Origin of the sequence: Streptacidiphilus melanogenes (assembly GCF_000787835.1) — a bacterium.
In the GTDB taxonomy this organism is placed as follows: Bacteria; Actinomycetota; Actinomycetes; order Streptomycetales; family Streptomycetaceae; genus Streptacidiphilus; species Streptacidiphilus melanogenes.
On sequence record NZ_BBPP01000041.1, the window covers coordinates 8,223 to 27,012 of the forward strand.

Genomic DNA, 18,790 nt, shown 5'->3' on the forward strand with positions numbered 1-18,790 from the left:
GGCCGTGTGGGCGACGCCGCCGGCACCGCCGTCCACCAGGCCGCGTCGCGGCCTGGACGCCGCGGGGGCCTACGGGGCCACCCTGATGATCCTGTCCGCGCTGCTGTTCGGACTGCTGCTCGACGTGGGCCCGATCGGCGACATCCGCCACGCACGCGACCGCGAGACCGGCTACGCCGCCCTGCGCCTCGCACTCGCGCAGGGCACCGCGCCGGTCGGCCAGACCGACCAGGACGGCAAGCTGCTGGCGCTCGGCACGCCCGTCGCCCTGCTCACCGTCCCGGAGCTCGGCCTGCGCGAGGTGGTGCGCGAAGGCACCACCTCGGGGGTGCTGGAGCTCGGCCCCGGTCACCGCCGCGACACCCCGTTGCCCGGCCAGGCCGGGACGAGCGTGCTGATGGCGCGCGAATCGGGATTCGGCGGACCCTTCGGCCAGCTGGACCAGCTCCGTCCGGACGAGACCTTCGTCCTGACGACCGGCCAGGGAAAGCAGACCTACCGGGTGCTCGACGTGCGCCGCGCGGGCGACCCCGTGCCGCCCGCGCTGGCGGCCGGGAAGGGGCGGCTGGTCCTGGTGACGGCGAGCGGTCCGGCCTTCGCGCCGGACGGCGTGCTCCAGGTCGACGCCGATCTGATCAGCAAGGTGCGGGTCGCGCCCGCCCGCCCGCTGACGGCGCAGCAGTTGGACCCGTCGGAGCTGCCGATGCACGGCGACGCGTCCGCCTGGGTGCCGCTCGTGCTCTGGGGCGAGGGGCTGCTGCTCGCCGCGGTCGGAGTCACCCTGGCCCGCATCCGCTGGGGCCGCTGGCAGGCGTGGGCGGTCGGCGTGCCGGTGCTCGGCGCGCTCGGGCTGTGCGTGGCCGACCAGGTCGCCCGGCTGCTGCCCAACCTCATCTGATGAGTCCGAGTCCGACGTCCGTTCGCCGGCAAGCGCGAGCGAGCGCGAGCAAGAGAGGTACCACCCGATGACTGCCCCCGCGCAACCGGAGCAGACGCTCATCCTGCCGGCGCAGCGTCCGCCGCTCCCCGCCGCCCGCCCGGGCGCTCTGGAGGCCCGCGAGATCTCGGCCTGGTTCGGCGACCACCAGGTGCTGGACCGGGTCTCCCTCGCCATGCCCGCCGGCCGGGTCACCGCGCTGATCGGCCCGTCGGGCTGCGGCAAGTCCACCTTCCTGCGGATCCTCAACCGCATGCACGAGCTGATCGCGGAGGCCACCCTGGCCGGCGAGGTCCTGCTGGACGGCGCGGACATCTACGGCGCCGACCGCCGCCTGACCGAGGCACGCCGTTCGATCGGCATGGTCTTCCAGAAGCCCAACCCGTTCCCGGCGATGTCCATCTACGACAACGTGGTGGCGGGACTGAAGCTGACCGGCACCCGTGCGAGCCGCGCCGAGCGGGACCGCCTGGTCGAGGAGTGCCTGACCAAGGCCGGCCTGTGGACGGAGGTGCGGGACCGCCTCAAGCAGCCCGGCGGCGCGCTCTCCGGCGGGCAGCAGCAGCGTCTGTGCATCGCCCGCTCGCTGGCCATCCGGCCGCAGGTGCTGCTGATGGACGAGCCGTGCTCGGCGCTGGACCCCTCCTCGACGCGCCGCATCGAGGAGACCATCCGCGAGCTGGTCCACGAGGTGACGATCGTGATCGTCACGCACAACATGCAGCAGGCCGCGCGCGTCTCGGACCAGTGCGCGTTCTTCCTCGCCAGCCAGGGCGTCCCGGGCGGCATCGTCGAGCACGGCGACACCCAGGCGATGTTCGCGAGTCCGCGCGACCCCCGCACCGCGGACTACGTGAACGGCCGCTTCGGCTGACGTCGCGTCACCACGCGGGCCGGACAGGACCCCTCGGGCCGAGCGCGGACAGGTCGCGCACCAGCGCGGCGAAGCGCTCCTCGCCCAGCAGGCGCCGGTAGGGGGCGACCGCCTCGACGGCGGCGGCGTCCGCGGCGCGGGTGCAGGCCCAGCCGCGCTCGGTGAGCCGCAGCAGCCGTGCCCGCGCGTCGGTGGGGTGGGTTGTGCGCTCGACGTATCCCTTCCGCACGAGCTCGTCCACGAGCTGGGCGGCGGCCTGCTTGGTCACCCCGAGGTGCTCCGCGAGCTCCCCGGTGGTGGCCCCGCCGTGGGAGATCCGCGCGAAGGCGAAGCCGTGCGCGGGCCGCAGGTCGTCGAACCCGGCTGCGCCGACGCGGTCGTGGATGCCCTGCACGAGCTCTCCGGCGAGGGCGAGGACGAGCGCGGAGAAGGCGAGGGGATCCCGGGCTGCTGCTTCGGACATGGGTTGACCTTACCCCAATGGACAAGTAGCTTGTCGATATGGACAAGTTGCTTGTCCATCCCTGCAGCGCTCCAGGCTGCAACGTCTCAGGAAAGGTCGTTCCGCCATGCCCGCGATCCGCAGTGACGAGGCCACGGTCCACGAGCTCCACGGCGTCCGCTTCGTCTCCTACGCCCACCCCGCCACCGGAAGCCGGGAGCTCGCCGCCTGGCGCGGCGAGATCCCCGCCCACACCCCGGGCCAGGCCCACACCATCACCCGCGAGGAGATCCTCCACATCCTCGAGGGCACCCTGCGCTTCACCCTCGACGGGGAGGTCCACGACCTCACCGCCGGCGACGTCCTCGTGGCCAACGCGGGCAGCACCCTCCGCGTCGACAACCTCTCCGACGCGCCCGCCCGCATCTGGACCGCGACCTCCCTCGGCCTGGAGGCCGTCATGGCTGACGGCACCCGCATCCGCCCGCCGTGGGCGAACAGCCCTCAGCCCTCGTAAGGGCTCAACGTTCGCAAGGCCTCAACTTTCGTAAGGGAAGTGCGCGAGCGGAGCCTCCCGCGCGAAGAACGTCTTCGCGCGCCGCAGCGCGCGCTCGTCCTCCAGCACCTGGCCCGGACGCGAGCCGTTGCCCAGGAGCACGCCTCCGAAGCGCATGCCCATGTACGCCGCCGTGTGGTTGAGCGTCAGCTCCAGCGGCAGGGCGACCTCCTCCTCGACGTGGGCCATCGCCGTGACGCCCCACAGGGTGCGGCCGGACATCTTGGCCCGGAACTCCGGGTCCGGCGTGCGCAGCCACTTGGACCAGTAGTCCAGATACCGCTTCGCGTACGCGGACAGCGAGTACCAGTACAGCGGCGAGGCGATCACGACGTCCGTGGCGCCCAGCGTCGCCTCGTGGAGGAACGCCTCGTTGTCCTGTCCCGGCCAGGACTCGTTCGCGTGGCGGGTGTCCTGGTAGTCCGGCAGCGGGTACGCGGAGAGGTCCAGCCAGCGCTGCTCCGTCCCGGGCGGCAACTGCTCCGCCGCCGCGCGGGCGAGGAGCTCGGTGTTGCCGTCCGGGCGGGCGCTGGCCAGCAGGAAGAGGAAGGATCGTGTCGTCACGCAGGCGGCAACCGCCACCGGACCGGGCCTATTCCGCCCGGGCGTACGAGCTGCGCTGTGCTGCGAGCGCACGGCCGCGGTCGAACTCCGCGACCGGGTCGTCGGCGTCCGTCCAGGGGTAGGCGCCGCACCAGCGTCCGAGCAGCTGGAACTGCTCCAGCGCCGCGTCGTACTGCTCGGCCCGCAGGAGGTAGTGCGCCAGGAGGTGGCGCAGCGCGGGCAGCTGGTCGTCGTCCGCGGGCAACGCGAGCAGGCAGACGCGGACGCGCCCGAGCAGCTGCACGGCACGCGGGCCGGAGGGGAGCGCGGTCCTGCGGGACTCCAGCTCGTGCAGGGCGCGCAGGTAGATGCCCGCCAGCGGGTGGCCCTCGGGGGCCTCGGCGAGGGCGGCCTCGGCGAACTGCATCATCGCCTCGTCGGAGCCGTGCCACTTGGCGCACCAGTACTGCAGCGCCTGCCAGTGACCGTCCACGTGGAGCGGGGCACGGGCCTTGAGGCCCGCCCACAGCGGCTCGAACTGCTCATGGGAGTACCGGAGTCCACGCGCGGCCGTGATCATCACGACCCAGGGTCCGGGATCCTGCGGCGCCAGTTCCGCGGCCGCGCGGGCGGCCTCCATCGAGGCCGGCAGCATCTCCTTGAACTTCGCCATCCGCTCCGGCGGGACCTCGCGGGCGTAGCCGCCGCCGCGGACCTTCCAGGCGTTGTGCAGCAGCAGGCTCGCGTGGAGCGTGGCGGCGTCGGCGTTGTCCGGCTGATCGGCGCGCCACTTGGCGAGCCAGGCCTCGTCCTGGCCCGCGACGTACTGCAGCAGTTCCAGGCGCGACCAGCGCTCGTCCCAGTCCTGGCCGGCCTCGGCGACGTACGCGGCGGCGGGGTGGAAGTCGCCGGCCCAGGCCGCGTCGGCGATGCCCTGCTTGCGCGCGACCAGCGCCGGGGACGGCTCGGGCGCGGCCCGGCTCGCGTCCAGCTCCGCGCGGGGCACCAGGCCGAACTCCTCCGGCCGGAAGGTCTCGACGAGCTTGAGGTTGCGGCGACCGCGCAGCGCCGCAACGAGCGAGCGCCGTAGCGACACGAGTACGGCGACAGCGCCGAGGAAGAGAAGGAATTCGAACACGGCCGGGATCATCCACGGTCCGGTGCACGGCTGTCCAGGACTTTCCCCGTCCGCCCGCACGGCCTGCCCGTCCTGGCGGTGCAGTGGACGGGCAGGCCGCAGGGGGAACTGACTACCCCTCGGCGCGCGCGGCGAAGGCCGCGCGGACGGCGGACTGGGCCGCCGGGCCGCCGCCGAGGCTTGCGGAGGCGAGGTGGTCCAGGCCCAGCAGCGCCGCGCCGACGACCGGGGGCGTGGTGACCACGCGCGGCCGGGCCAGTGGCGCGGACTGTGCCAGGCGGCTCAGCACCGCCTCCATCAGCAGCGGCTGACGCGCAGCCAGCACACCGCCGCCGAGGACCACGTCGGCGGGCACGTCGATCAGGTCGAGGCGACGCAGGGCCACCGTCGCCAGCGCGACGATCTCCTCGGCCTGGCGCTCCACCAGCTGGACGGCCGTCGGGTCGCCCGCCTCCGCGCAGCGGAAGAGGACCGGGACGAGCTCGTGCAGTCGGCCCTCGGCCACGCCGCCGAGGTGGACCGCCTCGGCGACCGCGCTCGCGGTCGGCAGGCCGAAGTGCCCGGCGACCGCCGCCGCCAGTGCGGTGGGCTCGCCGCGACCGTCCTCGGCGCGGGTGGAGCACCACATCACCTCCAGGGCGATGCCCCCGCCGCCACCCCAGTCACCGGTGATCTGACCGAGCGCGGGGAACCGCGCGGTGCGGCCGTCCGGCAGCAGGCCGACACAGTTGATGCCCGCGCCGCAGACCACCGCGACCCCGCGCGGCGCGTCCGTGCCCGCGCGCAGCAGCGCGAAGGTGTCGTTCGCGACGACGGTGGTCCGCGACCAGCCGCGCGCCGCGATCTCCTGCTGCAACTCCCGTTCCTCGACGGGCAGATCCGCGTTGGCCAGGCACGCGGACACGTGCGTGACCAGCGGGCCCTGGCCGCCGCTGACGTCCAGCCCGGCCTCGGCAGCGGCCGCGGCCACCAGCGCGGCCAGGCCGTCGACCGCGCCCTCGGTCCCGCTCGAGTACGGGCGGAAGCCGGCGCCGCGGGCGGTGCCGAGGACGGTTCCGTCCGCGGTCACCAGCGCCACGTCGGTCTTGCTGTTGCCGGCGTCGATCGCGAGCACGCCCGGGACCAGTTCGGTGCCGACCGCTCCCACGGTCCCCGCGCCGATCGGGTTCCCGACCTCGTCGTCCTCGGACTCGTTCGGCAGGCCAGTCATCAAGGTCGTCACGCCCACGCCAGGTGCTCGCGGTTGTGCGCGATCAGTCGGTCCGTCAACTGATGCGCCAGGTCCAGCTGCCCGACCAGCGGGTGAGCCAGCAGGGCCTGGAAGACCCGGTCCCGGCCGCCGCGCAGGGCCGCGTCCAGGGCCAGCTGTTCGTAGCCGGTGACGTGGGCGATCAGACCCGCGTACAGCGGCTCGACGGTCGGGACCGGCAGTGGCCGCGCGCCCGAGGCGTCGACCAGCGCCGGCACCTCGATGACCGCGTCGTCCGGCAGGAACGGCAGCGTGCCCGCGTTGCGGACGTTGACCACCTGCTCGGACGGCTCCCCGCCCTGCGTACCGAGAAGGGAGGCGACCAGCTGCACCGCCGCCTCGCTGTAGAACGCGCCGCCGCGCTGCGCCAGCAGCTCCGGCTTCTCGTCCAGCTGCGGGTCCGCGTACATGGTCAGCAGCTCCCGCTCGATCGCGGCGACCTTCGAGGCCCGCGAACCCTGCTGCTTCAGCTCCGCGACGACGTTGTCGTGCTCGTAGAAGTAGCGCAGGTAGTAGGAGGGCACGACGCCCAACTGCCGCACCAGCGAAAGCGGCAGCTCCAGGTCCTCGGCGATCGCCTCGCCGTGCCCGTCGATCAGCTGCGGCAGCACGTCCTTGCCGTCGAGTCTGACGCCGCGCTCCCAGGTGAGGTGGTTCAGGCCCACGTGGTCCAGCCGGATCCGATCCGGCTCGACGCCGAGCAGGCCGGCGAACTTGCGCTGGAAGCCGATCGCCACGTTGCACAGGCCGACGGCCTTGTGCCCGTGGGTCAGCAGCGCGCGGGTGACGATGCCGACGGGGTTGGTGAAGTCGACGATCCAGGCGTCCGGGTTGGCCCGGCGCACCCGCTCGGCGATGTCGAGGACGATCGGGACGGTCCGCAGCGCCTTCGCCAACCCGCCCGCGCCGGTGGTCTCCTGGCCGACGCAGCCGCACTCCAGCGGCCACGTCTCGTCCTGGTCGCGGGCCGCCTGGCCGCCGACGCGCAGCTGCAGCAGCACCGCGTCGGCGCCCTGGACGGACGCGTCGAGGTCGGTGGAGGTGGTGACGGTGCCCGGGTGGCCCTGCCTGGCGAAGATCCGCCGGGCCAGCCCGCCGACCAGCTCCAGCCGCTCCGCAGCGGGGTCGACCAGCACCAGCTCGCCGATGGGCAGGGTGTCCCGGAGTCTGGCGAAGCCGTCGATCAGCTCCGGCGTGTACGTCGAGCCGCCTCCGACGACGACCAGCTTGAGGCTCATCAGCCCTTGACTCCTGTCAGTGTCACGCCCTCGATGAAGGCCTTCTGGGCGAAGAAGAACACGATGATCACGGGCGCCATCACCAGCAGGGTGGCGGCCATGGTCAGGTTCCAGTCCGTGTGGTGCGCGCTGTGGAAGGTCTGCAGACCGTAGGAGACGGTCCAGGCGCCCGGGTTCTGCGCGAGGTAGATCTGCGGGCCGAAGAAGTCGTTCCAGCAGTAGAAGAACTGGAACAGCGCCACCGCCGAGACGGCAGGCTTGATCATCGGCAGCACCACCCGGCGCAGCGTGGTGAACTCGCCGCAGCCGTCCACCTTCGCCGCGTCCAGGTACTCCTTGGGGATGGTCAGCAGGAACTGACGCAGCAGGAAGATGGAGAACGCGTCGCCGAAGGCCATGGGGATGACCAGCGGCCAGATGGTCCCGGTCAGGTGCAGCTGGTTCGTCCACAGCAGGTACATCGGCACGATGATCACCTGTGGCGGCAGCATCATCATCGAGATGACCGCCATCATCGCCACCCGGCGGCCGGGGAAGCGGAACTTGGCCAGCGCGTAGGCGGCGGGGATGGAGGAGGCCACCGTCAGCACGGTGCCGAGCACCGAGTACTCGATGCTGTTCTTCCACCAGTCGGTGAAGCCCGGCACCTTGAAGACGTTGACGTAGTTGCTCCACACCCAGTGCTGCGGCCACAGGTTGGCGCTGAGCGACTGGTCGTCGCTCATCAGCGAGGTGAGGAAGAGGAAGACGAACGGCAGCAGGAAGAACAGTGCCGCCGCGATGCCGAGCGAGTGCACGGCGATCCAGTTGAGGCGCCGCTGCCGCACCGCGCGGCGGTGCGCGGCCGTCCGGGGCGCGGGTGCCGAGGTGCTCGGCGCGGAGTCCAAGGTCAGGGTGTCGCTCATGGTTTCCCGGTCCTTCCGGCCTAGTCGTCGCCCATGAGGCCGGCGCGCCGGCGCATCAGCAGGGAGGTGAAGGCCATCGCGAGCACGAACAGGACCAGCGAGACCACGCAGGCCGCGCCGATGTCGTCGTTGCTCTGGAAGCCGAGGTTGTAGACGAGTTGCGGCACGGTCCAGGTGGATCCGCCCGGATAGCCGGGGAAGTAGTTCTGGCCGGAGCCGGAGAGCGTCCCGGAGGCGACCTGACCGGCGACCATTGCCTGCGTGTAGTACTGCAGCGTCTGGATCACGCCGGTGACCACGGCGAACATGATGATCGGCATGATGTTCGGCAGCGTCACGTAGCGGAACCGCTGGAACGGTCCGGCGCCGTCGAGGGAGGCCGCCTCGTACTGCTCGGTCGGCACGTCCAGCAGGGCGGCCATGAAGATGACCATCAGGTCGCCGATCCCCCACAGGGCCAGCAGCACCAGCGAGGGCTTGGACCAGTTGGGGTCGTTGAACCAGCCGGGCTGCGGCAGGCCGAGCTTGCCGAGCAGGTGGTTGACCGGGCCGGTGCCGGGGTTGAGCAGGAACGCGAAGCCGATGGTCGCCGCGACCGGCGGGGCCAGGTAGGGCAGGTAGAAGGCGGTGCGGAAGAAGCCGGCACCCGTCTTGATCTTCGTGATCAGCATGCCGATGCCGAGCCCGAAGATCACGCGCAGCGTGACCATCACCACGACCAGCCACAGCGTGTTGCGCATGGCGGTCCAGAAGTACGGGTTCTCGCTGAGGATGTAGGTCCAGTTCTTCAGGCCCACGAAGCTCGGCGGGTTGTAGCCGTCGTAGTGCATGAAGGAGAAGTAGACGGTGGAGATCAGCGGGTAGGCGAAGAAGATCGCGAAGCCGATCAGCCAGGGGGAGAGGAAGGCCAGGGCCACTCGCAGCTCGCGGCGGTGCTTGCGCCTGAGCGCGGGAGCGACCGGGGACTTGCCTGCGCGGGCCTTTGGCGGAGTGGGGGACGGGCCGGTCTCGGCCGTCGTGCTGCTCATGGACGTTCACCACCGGGCGAGGCGAAGGGAAGGAGACGGGAGGGAGAAGGGGACCGGGCCGGCCGGGCCAGGGCGTTGGAGATCCCGGCCGACCCGGAGCTCGGCGGTGCCGGCTCAGCGGCACCGGCCGGTCACTGCGTGCCGGCCTGCGCGAGGGAGTTGTCGACGTCCGTGTCGGCCTTCTTCAGGCCCGCCATGACGTCCGTCTGCTTGCCCGACTGCAGGTCCAGGCCCAGGTTCTGCAGGATGGTCACGTAGCCGTCACCGTCCGGCGTGGCCGGCTGGGTGACCGAGTTCGGGTTCTTGGCCACGTTCAGGAAGGTCTGGAAGGTGCTCGGCAGCTTCAGGTCCGGCGACCCCAGCGCGGCGATGGTGCTCGGCACGTTGTCGATCGCGTTGGCGAAGGTGACCAGGGCGTCGGTGTTCGTGGTCATGTACTTCACGAAGTCCCAGGCCGCGGCCTGCTTCTGGCTGTTGCGGTTGATGCCGATGACGGTCCCCGTCTGGAAGCCCCGGCCGTAGGAGGAGGCCTCGTTGTCCGGCACCGGGAACGGCGCGGTGGCCCAGTTGAAGCTCACCTTGTCCTGCTGCAGGTTGGCGACCCGCCACTCGCCGTCGAGCTGCATGGCGACCTTGCCCTTGTCGAAGGCGTTGGCCGCGAACTCGTCGCCGTAGCCCGTGCGCAGCTTCTCCAGGTGCGTGTAGCCGCCGAGCTTGCCGATCAAGTCCTTCTGCCAGGCGAAGAGCGCCGGCCAGGTCGGGTCGGCCGCCAGGTTCGACTTGCCGTCGGCGGTGAAGTAGGTCGGGCCGTACTGCCCGCCCAGGTAGCCGGTGTTCTGCTCGTAGTAGTCCCACAGCGGCATGAAGCCGAGCTGCTGCGAGCCGTCGCCCTTGGTCAGCTTGACCGCGTCGGCGGCCAGCTCCGAGTAGGTCTTCGGCGGGGAGGAGATGCCGGCGGCCTTGAACATGTCCACGTTGTAGTAGAGCCCGTACGCGTCGCCCAGCAGCGGGAGCGAGCACTGGTCGCCCTTGTACTGCGTGTAGTCGAGCATCGCCGGGGAGAACACGGTCTTCGGGTCGATCTTGTCCTTCTCCATCAGCGGGTTGAGATCGATCCACGCGCCGGTGGAGCAGAACTTGCCGACGTCGGTGGTGGAGAAGTCGGAGACCACGTCGGGCGCGTTGGCGCCGGTGGCGCGCATGCCCTGGGTGATGGTGTCGGCGGAGACCGCCTTGACTGCGTTGACCTTGATGTTCGGGTGCAGCTTCTCGAAGCCCGCGATGTTGGCGTTGATCGCGGCGAGCTCGTTGGGCTGGCTCCAGCCGTGCCAGAAGGTGATGGTCACCGGCTTGTCGGTGGAGCCGGTGCTGCCCTGGGCGCCCGAGTTGGGCTGACCGGTGCACGCGGCGGCGGTCAGTGCGAGCGACGCGGCGACAGCGAGGGCGGCTGCGGTACGACGGCCTCTACGGGCGGGCTGAGCGATCGACACGGGATCTCCAGTGGGGTCGGACCAGGCGGTTCGGAAGGCGCTTCGGAGTGCACTGAGCTACGGGCGCGGCAGGTGCGGGCCGGTCCGTGGTCTCCTGGGGGTGGTGCGGCGGTGCGATGCGGTGGTGCGATGGTGCCGTTGCGGTGTGCCGAGTCGGTAGGCGGCGGGCTCAGTGGGTGGAGAAGACCTGCTCCCTTGCCGTGGCCAGCGCCGTCTGCAGTGCGCCGACGACGACGGGCGGGCCGGTGAGTTCGGTCAGCAGCAGCCGGGGTCTGGGGATGGCCAGCCCGCTCAGCTCCTCCTGGACCAGCGCGCGAAGCCGCTCGCCGCCGGCCCGGGGGACCTGGCCGCTGAGCACGACCAGCTCCGGGTCGACGACGGCGACCAGCGCGGCGAGTCCCGTGGCCATCCGCTCGGCCAGGGTCCGCAGGAACTCGTCAGCGTCGCGGGTGATGGCCTCCGCCACGGCGGCCTGCGCGCTCTCGGCGGGCAGGCCGTGCTCGGCGGCCAGGGCCAGCACCGCCGGGGCGCCGGCCAGCTCCTGGAAACCGCCGGAGTTCTCGGTCTCCAGGTGCACGTTCTTGATCAGTGGCGCGCCCGGCATCGGCATGTAGCCGATCTCGCCCGCGCCGCCGGTGTGGCCACGGTGCATTCGTCCGCCCAGGACCAGGGCGGCGCCGATGCCCGCCTCCACCCAGAGCAGCACGAAGTCCTGCACGCCCTGCGCCAGCCCGACGCGTTGCTCGGCCACGGCGGCCAGGTTCACGTCGTTCTCGAGCGCGACCGGCACGCCGAGCGCCGCCGTCAGTTCGGACACCAGGTGCGCGGACTCCCAGCCGAGCAGGTGCGGCGCGTAGCGGAGCAGGCCCGTGGCCGGGTCGAGCGCGCCCGGCGTACCGATGACGACCTGCCGCAGCTGGTCGCGGCGGAGGCCGGCCGCCTCGGTCGCGGTGTCCAGCGCCCGGGTGACCTGAGCCAGCGCCTCGCCTGGGTCGCCCTCGGGCAGCGGCAGCCGGTGCTCGGTGACGACGCGGCCGGTGATGTCCGCGATGGCGATCCGGATCCGCTCCGGTGCGACGTCCAGCCCGGCCACGTAGGCCACCCGCGGGTTGATCTCGTACAGCTGCGCCCCGGGGCCGGGCCGACCGGCCGTGGTGCCGACGGGGACGACCAGTCCCGCCGACTCCAGCCGGGCCAGTAGCTGCGAGGCGGTCGGCTTGGAGAGCCCCGTCAGCTGGCCGAGCTGCGTGCGGGAGAGGGGCCCCTGCTCCAGCAGCAGTTCGAGGGCGGCCCGATCGTTGATCGCGCGCAGCAGGCGGGGAGTGCCGGGCTGCTGCGAGGGGTTGCCGGTGCCGGTCGACATGGCGTTGAATCACCCTCCTCGTAGGTGCCCAGCACCCTAACGGGTGCGCTGATCGTGAACTATTAGGAAACTTTCCTGTCGGTCGCCAGGAACGTACGGCGGCCGGTGAGGGGATGTCAATGCCCCGGGAACGCCTCCGTCTCCTTGGAGACCGAAGCGTTACCCGGGGCGTCGGCGTTGCGGGCGGTGTGGGGCGGGTCAGACCGCGACGGCGGCCTCCTCGCGCTCCTCGGCGGCGTCGGCCTCGGACTCCACGGCGAGCAGCGGGACGGGGCGGCGCTTCCGCTCGAACAGCGAGGTCACCGCGAGCGCGGCGGCGCCGACCGCCGCCCAGGCCGCCAGGATCCACACGTCGGTGCCGAAGCCGGCGCGGCCGTCGAAGTAGACCATGCTGCGCGCACCCTCGACGAAGCCCGAACCGATCCAGAAGGAGTGCAGCGAGGCGAAGAAGCCGTTCTGCAGGTCGGGGCGGAAGACGCCGCCGGAGGAGGTGAAGTTCAGCATCACGAAGAGCAGCATCGTGCCGAGCGTCGTCCAGCGGCCCAGGAAGCGGTGCAGCGCGGTGCCGATCGCCACGACCGCGAAGGAGTAGACCCAGGCCAGGCCGAACAGCCCGAACAGGTCGTGGTGCACGAAGTGGAACACCGGCCCCGCGAGTGCGGCCCCGATCGCCGCGACGGCGAAGGACACCCCGAGGCACAGCGCGGCCCGCGTCCGCATCCGCAGTGCCTCGCCGGCGCCGCCGATCACCGCGACGCTGCCGTAGGAGCCGATGCTGATCGCGACGAGCAGGAAGAACAGAGACTGGTTGGTCGGGTCCTGGGTGGGCATGGGCGTCAGGTCGACGACTGCGAGCGGCTGGTGCTGCACGCTCGCGACCTGCGTGAAGATCTTCTGCGCGACCTCGACGTCGGTGGCGGAGTTGGCGGTGGCCACCATCAGCGTGGGCGCCGTCGTGCTCGGCGTGTAGGCAGCCACCAGGGTGCGGTCCATGATCTGCGCCCGCGCGGCGTCGCCGCTCGGCAGCGTGGTGACGTCGAGTGCGTCGCCGGCCCTGTCCTTGAGCGTCTGCGCCAGCACGTCGGCCTGCGGTCCGCTGCCGACGACGGCGACCTTCATGTGGTGCGGGGACGGTGCGTGGAACGCGCTCTCGTACGCGAGGCCCATGCCGATGCACATGAGCAGCGGGAGCAGCAGGTGCGTGAGCACCCGGCGGAGTACGGCGCGTTCGGACATCTCATCCCGTCCATCGTCACTAGTTGGTAAATACAACTGAATCTCTAAGTTGTACTTTACAACGGATGCGGAAAGAGTGCTAGCTACAACTACTTCTGCTTCTGCTGCTACCTCGGCAGGCTCGGGTCGTCCAGGCCCGGGATCGGGGCCGTCGCGCGGGACTGCGCGCTGTTGGGGTCGCCGAGGGCGGAGGGTGCGGAGAAGTCCACGGCCGGGCCGGTCCGCTGCATCGGCACGTCGACCGGCTGCGGGATGACGCCCAGGCGGATGTCCGCGGCCTCCAGCGCCTCCTTGATCCGGCGGCGCAGCTCGCGGCCGACGCCCAGCGCCTTCCCGGGCATCACCTTCGCCTGGACGTGGATGATCATCGCGTCCGCGGCCAGCGAGTCGACGCCGAGGACCTTCACCGGCTCCCAGAGCTGCTCGGCCCAGGCCTCCTCCTGCTCCATGCTCTCGGTCGCCGCCAGGATGATCTTCTCGACCTCCTCCAGGTCCTCCTGGTAGCCCAGCGGCACGTCGACGTTGGCCGTGGCCCAGCCCTGGCTGAGGTTGGCGATCCGCTTGACCTCGCCGTTGCGGATGTACCAGATCTCGCCGTTCGCGCCGCGCAGCTTGGTGACCCGCAGGCCCACCTCCAGCACGGTGCCGGTCGCCACGCCGGTGTCGATCAGATCACCGACGCCGTACTGGTCCTCGATGATCATGAAGACGCCGGAGAGGAAGTCCGTCACCAGGTTGCGCGCGCCGAAACCGATCGCCACGCCCGCGACGCCCGCGCTGGCCAGCAGCGGCGCGAGGTTGATGCCCAGCACCGGCAGGATCGTGATCGCCGCCGTGCCCAGGATCACGAAGGACGCGACGCTGCGCAGCACCGACCCCATCGCCTGCGAGCGCTGCCGGCGCCGCTCCGCGTTCGCGAGCAGGCCGTTGAGCAGCGCGTTGTGCGCGGCGTTGTGGTGGCTCTGCACCATCCGCTCGACCAGCTTGTCGATCAGGCGGACCACCACGGCGCGCACGACCAGTGCGACCACCGCGATGAACAGGATCCGCAGACCGTCTTCGACCCAGTTCGCCCAGTGCGAGCTCACGTAGCTCACGGCCTGGTTGGCCTGCTGCAACGTGGCGTGCACGCTCGTCGTCCCGGCGGACGGGCTCGCAGCGGGGGTCGGGGTTGCGTTGCTGGACATCGCCCCAGCCTACCGAGACCGAGGGAACGCCCCGCACCACGCGCCACCCGCGAAAACAGCCGCGCTGACCGTGCGTTACCGGGCTTGACCTGCGGTGACTGTGGGCATAGTGCCGGTGTGGGCTTCCGGTGTGGGGGAGCACACACCCAGACGGATCTCCGGTCTTGCTGGCGCCCCGGCACCTTCGGCGGCGACACTGTCAGGAGATCACCCACGCCTGGGTGATCGGTCGTCCCGGCGCGAGCCACGCGCCGTCGGCGGAAAGGGAGGCCCTCGTGCCGCATGTTCTGGTCCTGAACGCGTCCTACGAGCCGCTCGGCGTCGTCTCACTACGACGCGCCCTGGTGCTTGTCCTCGACAAGAAGGCTGTGAGCCTGGAGGACACCGGGGTACTCATGCACAGCGCGACCACAGTCATATCCGTTCCATCCGTCGTCCGGCTCACCCGGTTCGTGCGGATCCCCTTTCGCGGGCCCGTCCCGCTCACGCGTCGCGCGCTCTTCGCCCGCGACGGTGGGCGCTGCGTGTACTGCGGTGGTGTCGCAACCAGCGTCGACCACGTGGTGCCGCGCAGCAGGGGCGGCCAGCATGCGTGGGACAACGTGGTGGCCGCCTGCCGCCGCTGCAATCACGTGAAGGCGGACCGGCACCTGGCCGACCTCGGCTGGCGCATGAAGCGCCAACCGGCACCCCCGACGGGCCTCGCCTGGCGGATCATCGGCACGGGCCACCGCGACCCCCGGTGGCGTCCCTACCTCGAGCCCTATGGCACAGCGGAGGAGCTGGCGCACCTCGCGCCATTCCGTCATGCGGACGGGCCCCCACAGGCCCCGGCCGAGCTCACCGCGTAGTGCGCGGACCGCTCGCCGGGGCTTTTGCTTTACCCCAGGCGAGAAGCCGTGCACTACCCCGGGGCCGGGGAACTGCGCGACAAGCCACTGATGAGCGGATGGTCCTCACCGAGCAGGGCTGTTCGCACAGGGTGGTTTCTCGCGCCGTTCCCCGCGCCCCTGGGGGTGCGACCGGGCGGGAGCGCAGGTGCGGCCTTGTCGCGCCCACGCGGCGGACCCGCACCGCGGCCCTACGGCGTGGCCGTCGGGGACGGGCTGTCCGTCGGGCTCGGGGTCGGGTCCGGGGTGGGCGGGGGCGTGGTCGGCGTCGGGGACGGTGTGGGGGCTGTCGGCGTCGGAGACGGGCTCGGCGCCTGCGGGACGACCGCGTAGACCTCCATGCCCCAGAGCGAGTAGCCGAAGCGCGTCGCCCGGGACAGGCCCTGCATGCGGACGTACTGCGCCGTCACGGCGCCGAAGCGGACGGTCTCGTCCCCACCGTGACCGGAGGCCACCGTCGCCGCCGTGGTCCAGCTGACGCCGTCAAGCGACGTCTGGATCGCATAGCGCGACGCGTACGCGTCCTGCCAGTGCAGGACGACCTCGCCCAGTGTCGCCGGCGCAGCCAACCGCACCTCGACCCACTCGTCGTCCTGGGCCGGTGACGACCACCGCGTCGTCGGATCGCCGTCGGAGACGTTCCCCGCAGGGAAGTCCGAGGTCTCGTCCGCGGACGAGCTCGCCGTGCCGGTGAGGGCCAGATCGGGGCCGCCCGTGCGCGGGTAGACGTTCACGGTGACGTCCTGCGTGGCCTTGCGGCCGCCGACGGTGAAGACGACGTGCGCGGCGTACGACCCCGGCGGGGTGCTCGCCGTCGCCGCGAAGCTCAGCGGGACGCCCGCGCTGCCGCCGCGCGGGAGCGCGACGGGACCGGTGCCCGCCACGGTGAGGCCCTTCGCGGCGGGAGGCAGCTGCGCTGCGACCGTGCCGGTCGCCCCGCCGACGCCCTGGGCCTGCAGCACACCGGGCAGGGCGACGGCGGCGCCGCCCGCCTCGAGGTCCACGCTCTGCGCCCCGAGCTGCAGCGTCGCCGGAGGCGTGTCCGCGTACCAGGGGATGACCTGGTAGACGACCGGCGCCTGGCTGCCGGGCGCGCCGGACCAGAGCAGCCGGATCGAGTCGACCTTCAGCTTGGGGTCGACGGCGAGTTCGGTGTAACCGCCGGGGGCGATCGCGCCGAGGCGGGTCCAGCCCTTCTCCGCGCTGTGCACCTCCACCCAGCCGGGCGTGTGCACGCTGCCGTCCGTCAGCGCGACGACACGGCTGAGCTGGCGCGTCTGACTGAGCGCCACCGTCAGCGCGTCGCCCGGCTGCGGCGCGGACGCCGCCCGGTAGGCGGTGTCCAGGTCGCCGTCGACGGCGTTGGAGACGGGGGACCCGGAGACCGCGGCGGGCCCGGTCGCGGTCATCGCCGTGGCGTCCGGCGCGCCGACGCTGAACTCGCGCACCGCGACCGCGTTGTCCTGGCCGGAGCCGGCCCGCAGCCGCAGGTAGCGGGCGACGGTGCCGGCGGGCAGCGTCGCGTGGATCTCGCCCTGGCCGTGGTAGTGGCCGACCTGCACCCAGCCGCCGTCGTCGGTGGCGTACTCCAGGATCGCGTCCTGCATGACGTCGCCCTGGGCCACGTCGCCGTCGGGGCCGCCCATCAGGATGTGGACGGTCCGCACCGGGGTGTCGCTGCCGAGGTCGACGCCGACCGTGTCGCCCGCCTGCGGCGGGGCGCCGGACCAGTAGTAGGTGCTCGGGTCGCCGTCGACCATCAGCGCGGGGTCGTCGTCCTGGGCGGCGCCCATCGAGCTGGTCGGCGTGAGCTGGTCGCCGTCGAGCCCGGACCAGCTGTCGGCGGCCTTCAGGGCGCGGTCGAGGAAGGCGTCCAGCACGCCCGCGCCGAGCGTGACGCCGCTGTCCGCCAGTCGGCTCATCTCCTGCCGCAGCGCGCCGCGCCGGCTCCAGGCCTCGGCGCCGTTCCCGGCCCGCTGCGCCGCGAGCATGTCGACGGCGGCCTGCCCGGCGCGGCCGTACTGCGCGAGCTGCTGGATCCAGGCGGAGTCCTCGGCGAGCAGCTGTCCGCCGCCGATCCCGGCCAGATTGTCAGTGGCCTGTGCCATCGTGGTGAACGCGGTACGAAGCCGCTCGGCGGCCTCGGCGCGGGCCGCTGTCGCGGTGGCGGTCGCGGCGTCCGCCTGGGGGGACGCCGGTTCGAACGCGGCCCAGAAGGCGTCCAGCAGGGGCCGCAGATACGCGGATTCCTGCTGCCCGAGCGGCGAGGAGGCGCTGTTGCCGGCCAGGGCGGCAAGCGCCGCGCGGGCCTGCGCGACGGGGGTCGCCGCGCCGGCATCGGCCGTCCCGGTGCCGTAGGCCGTCGCCCCGGCCAGGGCGGAGACGGCGGCCTGCCAGGAGACGTCGGGCCGGTAGGCCAGCGGGTTCCAGGCGAAGTCCGCTGCGGTGAACAGGGGGATGCGCGAGGCGACGGGCTGCTGCATGGCGCTGACCAGCAGCCCGGCCGTCCCGCTCGCCACGGCCGGGTCCCGTCCCTGGTAGGCGCCCAGATAGAGACGGTCCTGCTCCGAGTCGTTGACGGGGTAGTTGTCCTCCGTCAGCAGCGGGTGGCCCAGCGCCTGCTGGGCGGCCGTCAGGTCGTCGGAGGAGATGGTCGCAGGCTCCACGCCCGCGCCGGTCCAGGCGATCCGCACGCCCCCGTCGAGCGCGTCGGCCAGGGCGGTGCGGTAGGGCGTCGCGTCGGTCTCGTGGTACTCGCTGGGGAACACGGTCAGCGCGTCGGCGCCCCGGTGCTGCGCGAGGAACCGGCGCAGCACGACGGCCACGACGTCGGCCTGGGCCCGGGCGGCGGCCTGCGGGCCGTGTCCGTAGCGGGCCGCGTCCGCGTCGCAGTGCCAGTGGGAGAAGGTGGCCTGGGAGAAGTCCAGTTGGAAGGAGCGCAGGCCCAGGCCCCACAGCTGCTCCAGCTTGGCCACCAGCGCGTCCTGGTCGGTGCGGGAGGTGTAGCACAGGGAGGTGCCGGGCGAGAGCGAGTAGCCGAGCGTGACGTGGTTCAGCGCGGCACGCTGCGCCAGCGTGCGCAGTTCGGCCTGCTGGTCCGCCGGATAGGGGGTGCGCCACAGCGCGTCCCGGTACGGGTCGTCACCCGGGGCGTAGAGCAGGTAGTTCTGCCTGGTCTGCCCGAGAAAGTCGATCATGTCGGCGGTCTGCCCCGCCGTCCACGGTGTGCCGTAGAAGCCCTCGACGACGCCGCGCACCGGCGCGGCCGGCCAGTCCTGCACGGCCAGCGCGGGCAGCGCCCCGCCGACGCCGAGGATCTGACGGAAGGACTGGACGGCGTTGTAGGTGCCGTCCGCGTCCACCCCGGCGAGCACGGCCACGCCCGCCGGGCCCCCCTTGCCCGCAGCGTTCTCCTTGCCCGCACCCCCCGCCGTACCCGAGGGCTGGGCGGTGATCGTGCCGGTGCCGAGGATGTAGCCGCCGGCGGGCAGCCCGGTGGGGGAGAGGGCGGAGTGTCCGACGCCCGCGAGGGAGCGCAGCGCCCGGTCGGTACCGCCGGTCGCGCCCTCGGCGGCGCCGCCCAGATAGATCGTGAGCGCGCCGGGCTGCGGGTCGCTGCCGGGGGAGACGGTGTCGACGCGCGGCACGCCCGCCGCCGCCAGGGCGGCCTGCAGCGCGGCCAGCGCCCCCGGGTCGGCGTGCGGGGCGACCGCC

At 72.2% G+C, this 18,790-nt stretch carries 16 protein-coding genes; 4 read left to right on the plus strand and 12 right to left on the minus strand.

What is annotated here, in order from left to right; translation table 11 throughout:
* On the plus strand, positions 1-898 hold an 898-nt coding region (locus TR49_RS31325; protein ID WP_042387534.1), incomplete at its 5' end, for a sortase.
* A gap of 67 nt (positions 899-965) precedes the next feature.
* Positions 966-1,811, plus strand: coding sequence for a phosphate ABC transporter ATP-binding protein (locus TR49_RS31330; RefSeq protein WP_042387537.1), 846 nt, complete (start codon positions 966-968; stop codon positions 1,809-1,811).
* A gap of 7 nt (positions 1,812-1,818) precedes the next feature.
* Here TR49_RS31330 and TR49_RS31335 read toward each other — a convergent pair whose 3' ends face one another.
* Complete coding sequence (locus TR49_RS31335) at positions 1,819-2,274, minus strand: MarR family winged helix-turn-helix transcriptional regulator (protein WP_042387540.1); 456 nt, start codon at positions 2,272-2,274, stop codon at positions 1,819-1,821.
* Between the two features lie 106 nt (positions 2,275-2,380).
* On the opposite strand from TR49_RS31335, the gene TR49_RS31340 reads away from it, so the two are divergent.
* Positions 2,381-2,770 (plus strand): cupin domain-containing protein, encoded by a 390-nt coding sequence (locus TR49_RS31340; RefSeq protein WP_042387542.1) that lies wholly within the window; start codon positions 2,381-2,383, stop codon positions 2,768-2,770.
* Between the two features lie 21 nt (positions 2,771-2,791).
* On the opposite strand, the gene TR49_RS31345 is transcribed toward TR49_RS31340, so the two are convergent.
* The 10 genes from TR49_RS31345 to TR49_RS31390 form a co-directional block, all read right to left on the minus strand.
* A complete protein-coding gene (locus tag TR49_RS31345; RefSeq protein ID WP_042387544.1) occupies positions 2,792-3,373 on the minus strand; it encodes a flavodoxin family protein in 582 nt (193 codons plus the stop codon).
* Between the two features lie 28 nt (positions 3,374-3,401).
* Entirely contained in the window at positions 3,402-4,490 is a 1,089-nt protein-coding gene (locus TR49_RS31350; RefSeq protein WP_236653609.1) for a hypothetical protein, read from the minus strand.
* Positions 4,491-4,602: 112 nt separating this feature from the next.
* Positions 4,603-5,712 carry an N-acetylglucosamine kinase gene (locus TR49_RS31355; RefSeq protein WP_236653610.1) on the minus strand — a complete coding sequence of 370 codons (1,110 nt, stop codon included), beginning with the start codon at positions 5,710-5,712 and terminating at the stop codon, positions 4,603-4,605.
* On the minus strand, positions 5,709-6,977 hold the full coding sequence (locus TR49_RS31360) for a 6-phospho-beta-glucosidase (RefSeq protein ID WP_042387549.1): 1,269 nt from the start codon (positions 6,975-6,977) through the stop codon (positions 5,709-5,711). The genes TR49_RS31355 and TR49_RS31360 overlap by 4 nt, the downstream gene beginning before the upstream one ends.
* Positions 6,977-7,882: a carbohydrate ABC transporter permease gene (locus TR49_RS31365; RefSeq protein WP_042387552.1), complete on the minus strand. Its 906-nt coding sequence runs from the start codon at positions 7,880-7,882 to the stop codon at positions 6,977-6,979. The genes TR49_RS31360 and TR49_RS31365 overlap by 1 nt, the downstream gene beginning before the upstream one ends.
* A gap of 20 nt (positions 7,883-7,902) precedes the next feature.
* Positions 7,903-8,910, minus strand: coding sequence for a carbohydrate ABC transporter permease (locus tag TR49_RS31370; protein WP_084725629.1), 1,008 nt, complete (start codon positions 8,908-8,910; stop codon positions 7,903-7,905).
* Positions 8,911-9,041: 131 nt separating this feature from the next.
* Positions 9,042-10,394 (minus strand): extracellular solute-binding protein, encoded by a 1,353-nt coding sequence (locus tag TR49_RS31375; protein ID WP_042387672.1) that lies wholly within the window; start codon positions 10,392-10,394, stop codon positions 9,042-9,044.
* Positions 10,395-10,569: 175 nt separating this feature from the next.
* Positions 10,570-11,763 (minus strand): ROK family transcriptional regulator, encoded by a 1,194-nt coding sequence (locus TR49_RS31380; protein ID WP_042387554.1) that lies wholly within the window; start codon positions 11,761-11,763, stop codon positions 10,570-10,572.
* Between the two features lie 198 nt (positions 11,764-11,961).
* On the minus strand, positions 11,962-12,999 hold the full coding sequence (locus TR49_RS31385; protein WP_042387556.1) for a membrane protein: 1,038 nt from the start codon (positions 12,997-12,999) through the stop codon (positions 11,962-11,964).
* 107 nt (positions 13,000-13,106) lie between these two features.
* On the minus strand, positions 13,107-14,186 hold the full coding sequence (locus tag TR49_RS31390; RefSeq protein ID WP_042387559.1) for a mechanosensitive ion channel family protein: 1,080 nt from the start codon (positions 14,184-14,186) through the stop codon (positions 13,107-13,109).
* A 275-nt stretch (positions 14,187-14,461) separates the two neighbouring features.
* Between TR49_RS31390 and TR49_RS31395 the strand changes: the two genes are divergently transcribed.
* A complete protein-coding gene (locus tag TR49_RS31395) occupies positions 14,462-15,037 on the plus strand; it encodes an HNH endonuclease (protein WP_042387674.1) in 576 nt (191 codons plus the stop codon).
* Between the two features lie 230 nt (positions 15,038-15,267).
* Here TR49_RS31395 and TR49_RS40490 read toward each other — a convergent pair.
* On the minus strand, positions 15,268-18,790 hold a 3,523-nt coding region (locus tag TR49_RS40490), incomplete at its 5' end, for a glycoside hydrolase family 84 protein (RefSeq protein WP_052434801.1).

Excerpts from the sequence above, each read along its gene's own strand:
- TR49_RS31330 (WP_042387537.1), top strand. The coding sequence starts at position 966 with ATGACTGCCCCCGCGCAACCGGAGCAGACGCTCATCCTGCCGGCGCAG.
- TR49_RS31335 (WP_042387540.1), bottom strand. The coding sequence starts at position 2,274 with ATGTCCGAAGCAGCAGCCCGGGATCCCCTCGCCTTCTCCGCGCTCGTC.
- TR49_RS31340 (WP_042387542.1), top strand. The coding sequence starts at position 2,381 with ATGCCCGCGATCCGCAGTGACGAGGCCACGGTCCACGAGCTCCACGGC.
- TR49_RS31360 (WP_042387549.1), bottom strand. The coding sequence starts at position 6,977 with ATGAGCCTCAAGCTGGTCGTCGTCGGAGGCGGCTCGACGTACACGCCG.
- TR49_RS31365 (WP_042387552.1), bottom strand. The coding sequence starts at position 7,882 with ATGAGCGACACCCTGACCTTGGACTCCGCGCCGAGCACCTCGGCACCC.
- TR49_RS31370 (WP_084725629.1), bottom strand. The coding sequence starts at position 8,910 with ATGAGCAGCACGACGGCCGAGACCGGCCCGTCCCCCACTCCGCCAAAG.
- TR49_RS31380 (WP_042387554.1), bottom strand. The coding sequence starts at position 11,763 with ATGTCGACCGGCACCGGCAACCCCTCGCAGCAGCCCGGCACTCCCCGC.
- TR49_RS31385 (WP_042387556.1), bottom strand. The coding sequence starts at position 12,999 with ATGTCCGAACGCGCCGTACTCCGCCGGGTGCTCACGCACCTGCTGCTC.
- TR49_RS31390 (WP_042387559.1), bottom strand. The coding sequence starts at position 14,186 with ATGTCCAGCAACGCAACCCCGACCCCCGCTGCGAGCCCGTCCGCCGGG.